This is a genomic window from Candidatus Frankia nodulisporulans (genome assembly GCF_902806475.1).
GTDB classification, from domain to species: domain Bacteria; phylum Actinomycetota; class Actinomycetes; order Frankiales; family Frankiaceae; genus Frankia; species Frankia umida.
This window is the reverse complement of record NZ_CADCWS010000151.1, coordinates 1-10,369: the sequence shown is the minus strand read 5'-3', so window position 1 is coordinate 10,369 and position 10,369 is coordinate 1. Positions and strand designations below refer to the sequence as shown.

Genomic DNA, 10,369 nt, shown 5'->3' with positions numbered 1-10,369 from the left:
TATTTACCCATTTACATGGCTTATGTACGGATTTAAGGCGCCGGGGGCCACGCGATCACGTCATGTGACCGCGTGGCCCCCGGAATCGTGTGCCGCGTGCGCTGGCACACCCGACCGAGCCGGCAGCCGCGTTCAGGTAGGGCGACGGTCCCGGCCCGGGCTCAGTGCCAGTGCCCAGGGCCGGCCGCCGCCGTAGTGCCACACACAGGCCACCACCCACGGAATGCCGCCCGGCAGGTACCCGCTCAGGAGGGGATCGGGGTGTAGCCGACGACCCGGTAGGAGGCCGGGTTGCCCTTGCCGTCGAGCTGGGCGGTCAGACTGCCGCGGACGCAGAGCGCGGGCGTGGCCGGGTATGCCTTGCCGTTGCAGCGCAGTTTCAGACCACCGGCACCGGGAATCTCCTTCTCCGGCATCGACTTGAACGCCGAGATCACCGTGGCCGGTGTGATGTCACCCTTGATGTCGGCCAGCGCGACCTGGAAGGCGCTCAGTTCCGAGAACATGTTCAGTCCGGATGACTCGTCGGTGTTGATGTTCTTGCCGTAGGCATCCACGACGGCCTCGTAAAGCCGCGTCGACGGGTTGTCGTTGTTCGTCGGCGCGGCCGCCCCGACGGTGATCCGCTCCAGCACATCGGAGGGAACCGCCTTGCGGGTCGCGTCCGAGATGCACTGCGGGATCGCGAAGAACGGGCCCGTGAAACCGGACGTGCGCAGTGCGTTGAACGCACTGATGCAGAACGAGTCGTTTCCGACGACCTCCACCACACCCGGCGCGGAACCCGACAGGCTCTGCAGCTGCGGGGTCATGTCCGCGGTGCCCAGAGGAATCGGAATGAGCTTGAGCTTGATGCCGGCCTTCTTCAACACCTCGGCGTTCGCGCCCTCGAACTGGGCCAGCGCCGGCGGAACGTCGATGACGACAGCGGTCAGGTTCTTGGTTTTCGCCTTCGCGGCCAAGGGCAGGATGGAGTCCGCGACCAGGGCGTTCGGGTCACCCATCGTGAAGGTCGACTGGGCGTCCTTCAGCTGCTCCGGGTCGTTCGTCGAGTAGAACAGCACCGGGATCTTCGCCGCGTGCAGCGGCGTCCACACCGCCTGGGCCACCGCGGAGGCACCCACGACCACGGCCACGACCTTCTGCTCGATCGCCTGGTTCGCGCAGTCGGTGCCCTTGCTGGCCTCGTTCGCGGTCGAGCACGTGACCAGCTCGATCGGCCGGCCACCAATGCCGGACTTGTGCGCGTTGAAGTACTTGACCGTCGCTTCCGCGACCCGCAGCTCGACCGATGTGTCGCTGGACGCGGCCTTGCCGTCCGAGATCAGGCCGATCTTCACCGGCGCGCCCGAAGCCGCCGCCGCCGGACCGAGCAGGGCCGCGCTGGACGCGGCATCGGCCGTACTCGCGCCGCTGCTCCCGCCATCGCTACCGCTGCTGCCGCAGCCGGCCGCGACGGCCAGCAGCACGCCCGCGGACACCGCCGCCACGGCCGCGCCGGCACGAGGACCCGACCGAGTGGGCCGAGCCTGCCCCGAAGCGCCGCGACGACCGAGCGTGCTTAGCCGATTCCAAGCTGTCCGCATATGATTCCTAATCTCCGAGTCCGTCGTTCCGTGCCGCCGGCAACCAGCCACGGGAGTCGGGCCAAGCCCCGCACGACTGCCCACCTATGACAGTCCGCACACGGAAGAACGCGCATGGCGACCCACGCACCCTCAGGCCATGCGTGTCCCGGCCGACCCGGCTCCCACCTTGCTCAGGCAGTGGAATGCTGGCACGCCACAAAGCAGCAAGCAACTTCTAGCAACCTGATATATCCCGTTTCCCAACCGGGATTGATGTGATCTTCCGGGCGACTCGGGCAACCGCGGCGGTGCCGTTCGGGGCGACCAGGTCCGCCGGGTACGCGAGGGCCGTGGCCGACTCGCCACCTCCGCCGGAGCCGACCTTGGTTCGGACTGACAGCCGGGCGTCATTCGATCGCCGGTACTGTCAACGGATGTCCTGGGCAGAACGCGCTGCGGATCGGTCTCCGAGGGTGCAGCGGTCACGGTCACGGAGCTTGGAGCAGATCAAGACGATCGTCGCCGCCGCGCGCACCCTGGCCGAGCGTGGCGACGGCGCCTTCACGATGCAGGAGCTCGTGAAGGAGTCCGGCATCGGGATGCAGACCTTCTACCGCTATTTCGAGGGCAAGGACCATGTCCTGCTCGCCGTCTACGAGCAACTGGTGATCGAGCAGGTGAGCTGGCACGAGCGTGCCACCGCCGAGATCAGCGACCCGGTCGAACGGCTGCACCACCACATCGTCGCCACACTGGCCCTGCTCGACTCACCCCGCGCGGCGACGGCCGGTGGGCGGTTCCTCAGCGGCGAACGCTGGCGGCTCCACCAGCACTATCCCACCGAGTCGGTGCAGGCCCGGTGGGCGTTCGCCGACCTGGTCTCCCGCGAGATCACGGCCGCGGAGGCCAGGAACCAGCTTCCGGCCGGCAGCGCGCAGCGCAACGTCGATCTCATCACCAGGCTGGTCGAGTCGGTCTACCACCACTGCTCCTACGCCCCCCGGGCCGAATCCGGCCGGCAGATCGGTGAGCAGGTCTGGGCCTTCTGCCTGAGCGCCCTGCAGGGCGGCGCCCCCGCGCGGCCCGCCGACGCCCAGGGCGGCGAAACCCCCGCGGGTGACCCGCGTGGTGGCGAGTAGCCGGCTCCCTCGGCTGGCCGGCTGGCCGGCTGGCCGTGGCGCCGACGGCTGGCCGCTCACCTGCCTGGCGCACCACCGGGTTGGACGGCGCACGCGGCCGTCGCGCCGGGTAGCCGATGGCGATTGTCCGCCACCACCGGGTACACCCCGGCAGCCACCCAGGAGACCGGCGGGACCGCGAGAACACGTCCGGCGATCCGCCACGCCGCTCCCCGCGCCCCCACCCGGCCGGACCGACCGAGCACGAGGGCGATGGCCGCCGCACCGGATGCTCGCTGCCCGTGTGCTCCTATCCACCAGACGGCGCGGCCGGCCTGCCCGGCGCTGACACCCAACGTCGCCAGTGGCATGCGCTGCCAGGGCTCGATGTCGACGGTGGGTCGCACCGCCGACCGGATGAACTGGGCCGAGCGGGTGCAGAACCCACAGTCCCCGTCGTAGAGGAACAATGGCCGTTGCCGGCCAGCCGGCCAGCCCTCGCCGTCCGATCGGGTCGTCATCGCCACGCTCCCCTGGCCACCACCTCATCACCGTAGCTTCGGCCAGGACCACTTTCGAGCAAAATCGCACGCTGGAGAGGACGGCGGGTGCCCGGACAGTCGCTGGGACGGCGGTTTCGGTGGTTGTGGGCGTCCTACGCGGTCAGTGCCTACGGGACGGCCCTGGGTTTCGGTGCCTTCGCGCTGATCGCCGTGGTGGTGCTGCACGCGGGCGCGGCGCAGGTATCGGCGTTGGCCGCGGTCGGGCCGGCGGTGGGAGCACTGCTCGCGGTGCCGCTCGGCCCGTGGGTGGAGGCCCGTCGCAGCGCGGCGGTGATGATCGGGATGGACCTGGTCCGGTTCGCGGCGATGATCTCGGTTCCGCTGGCCTACGCGCTCGGCTGGCTCGGCTTCGCGCAACTGCTGATCGTCTCGATCGTGGCCGCCGCGGCGAAGATCGCGTTCAACGCGGCCAGCGGTGCCCGCCTCAAGGAGCTGGTTCGGTCCGCCGACCTGGTAGTGGCGAACGCGCGGTTCGAATCGACGAACTGGAGCTCGCTCGCGCTCGGGCCGCCGCTTGGCGGGGCGGCGATCGGCCTGTTCGGTCCGGTCACCACCGTGCTGGCCGACGCCGTCAGCTACCTGCTCTCCGCCGGCGGCGTCGCCGCGAGCCGCGACCGGGCGGCCGAACGCGACCCGTCCGCGGCCCGGGACCGCACCGACCACGTGACCGGGAACAGCCCGCGGGCCGGCAGCACTGCCGGCCCGGATCACCATGACATGCCCGCGACCGGCCGCCGCCCCCTGCGGGCGGACCCGCCGGGCGGGGTGTTCGAGGGCTGGCGGCACCTGTGGGCGCACCCCGAACTGCGGGCGCTGTTCGTCAACCAGATGCTGGTCAACGGGCTGATCATGGCGACCGAGCCGCTGCTGGCGGTGCTGCTGCTCGGTGAGTTCGGCATGCCCGCGTGGCAGTACGGGCTCGCGTTCGCCGCACCCTGCCTCGGCGGGCTGATCGGCTCGCGGCTGGCCCGGCGGGTCGTGGCCCGCCGCGGTCAGCGCTGGGTGTTCCGGGTCATCGGTACGACCCGCGCACTCTGGCTGATCGGGCTGGCCTTCGTCCAACCCGGCATCGGCGGGCTGATCACCGTGATGGTCGTCGAACTCGCGATCATCATCAGCATGAGTCTGTACTCCCCGGTACTCGCCGCCTACCGGCTCGAGCGGACACCACGCGACCGGGTCGCCCGCACGCTGACCGCCTGGTCGATCAGCACCAGCGCCGCCATCGCCACACTCACTGCCCTGGGCGGGCTGCTCGCCGACGCGACCAGCCCGCGCACCGCGATCGCCGTGGCCGGACTGCTCATCCTCGCCACTCCCCTGCTGCTTGTCTGCGGGACGTCGACCACCTAACATTTCGCGCCGTGGTAGATCCGGTATTTTCTTTCGCCGCCACCGACAGTTCGATGCCGCCCCGCGGCGCTTTTCTTCCCTCGTCCCATGAGTGTGCGGGGAAAGCGGTGGAGCTGACGGCGCGCAGCACCGGGGACAGCCCGTCGGCGGCGACCCACGGCGGCGGACGGCCAGGGTGGCGCCAACTGGAGCACTATCCGAACGCCCGGTATCGCCGTCGCTGCCTGACTATCGCGGTCATTAGTACCATCTATCTTTACTATGCGCTCTACACCCAGGGCACGGTCGCGACCCAGATCATCCGGAACTACGACTTCTCGTTCACGACCTTCGTGGTGATGGCCATCGTCGCGAATGTCGCCGGCGCGTTCGCCGCCCTGTTCGCCGGGCTCGTCGACCGGTTCGGCCGGGCGAACCTGGTCGTCGGTGGGCTGCTGACCGTCGCCCTGCTGGTGTTGTTCGGGCTGCCGAACGCCCCGAGCCGGCTCTGGTTCGCCGTGCTCGCGTCCGCGCTCGCCTTCGTCGAGGGCATGGCGCTGGTCGCCACGCCGGCCCTGGTCCGTGACTTCTCCCCGCAGCTCGGCCGGGGGCTCGCCATGGGCTTCTGGACGTTGGGGCCGGTGCTGGGCAGCCTGACCTGCACCGTGATCGCCAGTAACACCCTCGATCAGCACCCGAACTGGCGCTTCCAGTTCCACGTCTGCGGGGCTGTCGGGCTGGTCGTCCTCGGCGCCGCCGCGTGCGGTCTGCGCGAGCTCACGCCAGGCCTTCGCGATCAGCTGATGGTGAGCCCGCGGGACCAGAGCCTCGTCGAGGCCCGGGCGAGCGGGCTCGATCCGGCCGTGACCACCCAGGGGTCGTGGCGGCGAGTGGCCCGTCCGCACGTGCTCGCGTCGGCGCTCGCGATCGCGGTCTTCCTTCTGCTCTATTACACCCTGGTCGGCTTCGTCGTCGTGTACTTCACGACGACCTACGGCTATTCGGAATCGCGGGCCAACGCCCTGGCGAACTGGTTCTGGATCTCGAACGCGATCGCCCTGGTGGTGGGTGGTCTGTTGACGGACCGGCTACGGGTCCGCAAACCGTTCATGGTCGTCGGCACGGCGTTGAGCGTGGCGGGAAACATCCTGTTCGCGCTTTCGGCGACACGCGCCGACGCCAGCTATCACACGATAGCGGGCTACTTCGTCATCATGTCCGTCGGCGGCGGCCTGACCTATGTCGCCTGGATGGCGGCGTTCACCGAGACGGTCGAGAGAATCAGCCCGGCCGCCACCGCGCGGGGGCTCGCGCTCTGGGGATGGATACTGCGCCTGGTCGTGGCGCTGGGCCTGGTCGGCCTCCTCGCGACGCTGCCCTCGACGTCCACACTGGTCGACCATGGGCAGCGGGTGCGGGCGATCGCCGCCGCCCATCCCCGCCAGGTCGCCGTTCTCTCGGCGCTCGACGCACGGACGTCGGCCGTCCTCGCCCGCGACCCGAACGACATCGGCGCGCTGGCGAACGCGCTGCGTGAGGTGGCCACCCAGCAGGGGGCGAGCCCCGCGCGAGCCGCGGCCGCCGCCACGGCGGTCCGGACACGTGCTCGGCAGGTCACTGCGGGCCGGGCGATCAGGCCCGCCACCCTGCGCACACTCGAGACCGACCCGGCCGATCTGGCCGCGGTGGGCGCCGCCCTCGGCGACCTCGTCCGGGTGCTCCACGTGGATCAGGCCGCCGCGTTCAGCCTGCTCACCAGCCTGAACGACCCGGCGGTGCGCGCCGACCTGGTTCTCGTCCAGCGCTACGGGGACATCCTGGCCGCCGCGCGGGCCGCGATCGCCCCGGCGGACCTCGCCTACCTGAGCGCGCACGGCACCAGCGTCGCCAGGGCCCAGCGGGACGGTCCGCGCCAGTGGCAGCGCTGGTGGTGGATCTGCATCGGCGGCCAGCTGCTGTTCCTGCCGTCCGTCGCCCTGTTGAGTGGCCGGTGGAGCCCCCGCCGGGCCCGCGCGGACGAGCGTGCGCACGCCGAACGGGTCGCCCGGGAGCTCGCCGCCCTGCGCACCGCGAGCGACCCGACTCCCGTTCCAGCCCCGCTCCAGGCCAGGTTCGGCTGGACTCAGCCCGGGATCTCGAGGACGGCCTTACCGGCGACCCGGCGGGACAGCAACGCCTCGACGGCCTCCGGCGCCCGCTGCCAGGAACCGCGCCAGCCGATCTGCGGGTCCAGCTCACCACGTTCGAGCAGCCGGACGAGATAGGCGAGATCGTCGCCGACGCCACCCCCCATGATGAACGGTTCGATGCGCTTACCGGCGGAGCCAAGGCGTTCCTGCTCGAAGTCGATGGTGGTCGACTCCCCGGACGCCTTGCCGATGGCTATCGCTATCCCGGCCGGTTCGAGGCGGGCGAACGCGTCCGCGAGCTGCTGCCCGCCGACGTTGTCCAGCACGCCGTACACGGTGCCAGCCAGACTCGTCGGGCCCACGATGATCTCGGTGGCACCGAGATCCGTCAGGCCCTCGCCGCGGGCGGGGCTGCCGACCGAGGCGACGACGTCCGCGCCGGCCCGGGCGGCCAACTGCACGGCGAAACGCCCCACCCCACCGGAGGCACCGAGGATCAGCACCCGCCGGCCAAGCACCGCGCCGAGGCGACGGACCGCCCGCAGCGCGCTCACCCCGGCGACGGGAGTCGCGGCGGCCACCGCGAGGTCAAGCCCGGCCGGCAGCACGGCCAGTTCCGTGGTCGCCACGGCCCGCAGACTCGCCCAGGCCCCACGCCAGCCGAAGGTCGCCACCGGCGTGCCGACCGGCGGGCCGGAACCGTCCGCGGCCGCGGCGACGACGATCCCGGCCGCATCCCACCCGTGCACCTCGCCGGGCTTCGCGTGCAGCCCACGATAGGCGACCTCGCCGTAGTTCAACGAGGCCGCCCGCACCTTGACCAGCGCCTCGTCAGGGCCGGGGACGGGGTCCGCCGTCTCCGCCAGGCGCAGGCCAGCCGGCTGGTGCGGATCGTAGACAAGTGCCTGCACGGATTCTCCTCGGGTCGGAGCGCCCCATCGGGACGCCCCATCGGGACGACCAAGGAGCGTTCTACCACCGCGATCTCACCGCTACCCCAGGATGCGCTAACGCGGTGCGGCGGCCGGTTCCTGGGCGAGGTGGAACACGGCGGCGTCACGGATGGCATCCGGGGTCGGGGACGGATGCCAGCCGAGCTCACGGGTCGCCTTCGCATGATCCAACGGTGGCATGAAGTACATCAGACGGGTGGTGACGCTGTTCATCGGAAGATCCTTGCGCAGCACCCGGGCGGCGACGTCCGAGACACGGCCGATCACCTTGAGCATCGGGAGCGGCACGCCGAACCGCGGTGGTTTCGCGCCGCCGGCCGTGGCCGCGGTGACCAGCACATCCCGCCAGGACATGTACCGTTCACTGATGATGTAGCGCTCGCCGACGCGACCCTTCTCCGCGGCGAGCAGAAAGGCCCGGGCCGCGTCTCGGATGTCGACGACCTCCATCGACGCGTCCCCGAAATGGATCGGCGTGCGCCCGCGCGCCGCATCGGCCACCATCTGGCCGTGCGCAGTGCCATAGTCCTGCGGTCCGTAGGTTGTCGACACACACATGACGAGGGCCGGCAGATCCCGCTCACGGCAGTAGCTCAGGACGAGCTCCTCGGCGGCGATCCGGGACCGGATGTACGGGCCGCCCAGCTCCGCCCAGGTATGCGGGTGATCCTCGTTGGCCGGACCGCCCTGGGGGGCACGACCGATCGTGCCGACGGTGCTGCAGAAGACGAACCGCCGCACCTTCTCCTCGACGGCGGCGTCCAGGGCGTGTCGCAGGCCCTCGACGTTCGTGGCGAACAGCGGCGCCGGGTCCCGCAGCGACGCCCGGACGTCCACGATGCAGTAGTACACCGTGTCGACACCGCGCATCGCCTCGCGCAGCGCCGCGTCATCGGTGAGATCGCCGTGGTGACGCCGCACGGGCAGCTCGTCGAAGGCCTTCGACGAGCTGGACCGCCGGACCCACACCCGAACATCATCGCCACGCTCGGTTAACTGCCGGGTCACATGTGAGCCGAGAAACCCACTTGCCCCCATGACCAACTGAGCACCGCTCACGCGCCCGACCACCATTTTCGATCTTGGAAAGATGCCGATATACCCGACACCCAGATCGTGACACAGCTGCGATCCGACCCGCACTGACCAGGCATCCGCGACGCGGACCCGACGGACCAGCCACCCACCCGCGCCGGACGCGGGATCTTCGGCTGCGGCGGTGGTGACCGCACCGAACAGGTCAAGCCATTTGCAACTCTGTTGCATCTGCAGGATAGTCGCGAAAGCCGCATCGGCCGGATATGACCGACTTCGGCGATCACTCGGCCCCGGCGAGCAAGGAGGCATCGCATGGCCCGCTCCGCGCCCGGCGCCGCCCGGCCGGCCTCGTTCCGACAAAGCCTCACCGCCGCCGACCGGCGTTCGCTGGCCGGCATGGGCACCTTTGTCGTCCTGCTGCACGCCGTGGGCTTTGTCGCCCTGTTCACCCTGGTCACCCCGCACAGCTACGCACTCGGCGGCGACCACCGGGTCTTCACCGCCGGCGTCGGCGTTCTCGCCTACACCTTCGGCCTGCGCCATGCCTTCGACGCCGACCACATCGCCGCCGTCGACAACACCACCCGCAAACTCCTCGCCGACAGCATCGCGGGTGAGGACGCCGGGCATCCCCGGGCCCGCCGTCCACTGTCGGTTGGTTTCTGGTTCTCCCTCGGGCATTCCAGTGTCGTCTTCGCGCTCACCTTCCTGCTCTCGGTCGGCGTCCGCTCCCTGCTCGGACCGGTGACGGATGACTCCTCCCGGCTGCACACCATCACCGGTGTCATCGGACCATCGGTGTCGGGCGTGTTCCTGTGGATTCTTGGCATCCTCAACCTGGCCGCGCTGCTCGGCATTCTGCGGGTGTTCCGCGACCTGCGCGCCGGGCACTACGACGAGGCGGAACTCGAACGGCAGCTGGACTCCCGCGGTCTGATGAACCGTTTCCTCGGCCGGCTGACCCGAACCGTCACCAGACCCTGGCACATCTACCCGATCGGTGTTCTGTTCGGTCTGGGTTTCGACACCGCAACCGAGGTCGGTCTGCTCGTCCTCGCCGGTGGCGCCGCCGCGTTCAGCCTGCCCTTCTACACGATTCTCGTGCTGCCGGTCCTGTTCGCCGCCGGCATGTGCCTGATGGACACCGTCGACGGCGTCCTCATGAACGCCGCCTACGGCTGGGCCTTCGCCCGCCCCGTGCGCAAGGTCTTCTACAACCTGACGATCACCACGATCTCCGTCGTCGTCGCGCTCGTCATCGGCACCATCGAACTCGTCGGCGTTCTCGCGGACCGCCTCGACATCTCCACCGGCCCGCTGGCCTGGATCGCCGGTGTCAACCTCGACTACGCCGGCTACACCATCGTCGGCGTCTTCTTCGTCACCTGGGTCATCGCACTCGCCGTCTGGCGCTTCGCGCACATCGAGGACCGCTGGACCCGCCACGGCCCATCGGACCGCGCCATCCCCGGCACCGCCGCCCCGACATCGGCGTCCCCCTCCGCCTGACGACCGCCCACACCCGCTCGGACCCCACCCGCTCTTCTTGTCACCCCTGTTGTCACTTACCCTTTTTTGCGATTTTCCGGCGACCGGGCAGAGTCGTCGCGGGGCGGATCAGCGACTCCTGCCGAGGGCTGTTCAGTGCCATGCCGAGGGTTGTTCAGG

At 70.1% G+C, this 10,369-nt stretch carries 7 protein-coding genes and 1 pseudogene; 4 read left to right on the top strand and 4 right to left on the bottom strand.

Translation table 11 applies throughout. From position 1 onward, the window contains the following. Nucleotides 1-245: 245 nt before the first annotated feature. A complete protein-coding gene (locus G6R24_RS13905) occupies nt 246-1,481 on the bottom strand; it encodes an ABC transporter substrate-binding protein (RefSeq protein ID WP_225438504.1) in 1,236 nt (411 codons plus the stop codon). A gap of 584 nt (nt 1,482-2,065) precedes the next feature. Between G6R24_RS13905 and G6R24_RS13900 the strand changes: the two genes are divergently transcribed. Further along, on the top strand, nt 2,066-2,707 hold the full coding sequence (locus tag G6R24_RS13900; protein ID WP_225438503.1) for a TetR/AcrR family transcriptional regulator: 642 nt from the start codon (nt 2,066-2,068) through the stop codon (nt 2,705-2,707). A 56-nt stretch (nt 2,708-2,763) separates the two neighbouring features. Here G6R24_RS13900 and G6R24_RS13895 read toward each other — a convergent pair whose 3' ends face one another. Further along, complete coding sequence (locus tag G6R24_RS13895; protein ID WP_163549674.1) at nt 2,764-3,207, bottom strand: thiol-disulfide oxidoreductase DCC family protein; 444 nt, start codon at nt 3,205-3,207, stop codon at nt 2,764-2,766. Nucleotides 3,208-3,294: 87 nt separating this feature from the next. Between G6R24_RS13895 and G6R24_RS13890 the strand changes: the two genes are divergently transcribed. Beyond that, a complete protein-coding gene (locus G6R24_RS13890) occupies nt 3,295-4,602 on the top strand; it encodes an MFS transporter (RefSeq protein WP_163549673.1) in 1,308 nt (435 codons plus the stop codon). Nucleotides 4,603-4,655: 53 nt separating this feature from the next. Next, nucleotides 4,656-5,873: pseudogene (locus tag G6R24_RS22425) on the top strand (MFS transporter); the annotation flags it as partial. Nucleotides 5,874-6,703: 830 nt separating this feature from the next. On the opposite strand, the gene G6R24_RS13880 reads toward G6R24_RS22425, so the two are convergent. Both G6R24_RS13880 and G6R24_RS13875 read right to left on the bottom strand, forming a co-directional pair. Beyond that, complete coding sequence (locus G6R24_RS13880; protein ID WP_163549672.1) at nt 6,704-7,621, bottom strand: zinc-binding dehydrogenase; 918 nt, start codon at nt 7,619-7,621, stop codon at nt 6,704-6,706. Nucleotides 7,622-7,717: 96 nt separating this feature from the next. After that, complete coding sequence (locus tag G6R24_RS13875) at nt 7,718-8,701, bottom strand: NAD-dependent epimerase/dehydratase family protein (protein WP_225438502.1); 984 nt, start codon at nt 8,699-8,701, stop codon at nt 7,718-7,720. Between the two features lie 312 nt (nt 8,702-9,013). On the opposite strand from G6R24_RS13875, the gene nicT reads away from it, so the two are divergent. Next, the gene (gene nicT / locus G6R24_RS13870) at nt 9,014-10,210 is read left to right on the top strand and encodes a Nickel transporter NicT (protein WP_163549670.1); all 1,197 of its coding nucleotides are present in this window, start codon (nt 9,014-9,016) and stop codon (nt 10,208-10,210) included. Nucleotides 10,211-10,369: the final 159 nt, after the last annotated feature.

Coding starts and splice junctions, on each gene's coding strand:
- G6R24_RS13895 (WP_163549674.1), bottom strand. CDS start 3,207: ATGACGACCCGATCGGACGGCGAGGGCTGGCCGGCTGGCCGGCAACGG.
- G6R24_RS13875 (WP_225438502.1), bottom strand. CDS start 8,701: ATGGGGGCAAGTGGGTTTCTCGGCTCACATGTGACCCGGCAGTTAACC.
- nicT (WP_163549670.1), top strand. CDS start 9,014: ATGGCCCGCTCCGCGCCCGGCGCCGCCCGGCCGGCCTCGTTCCGACAA.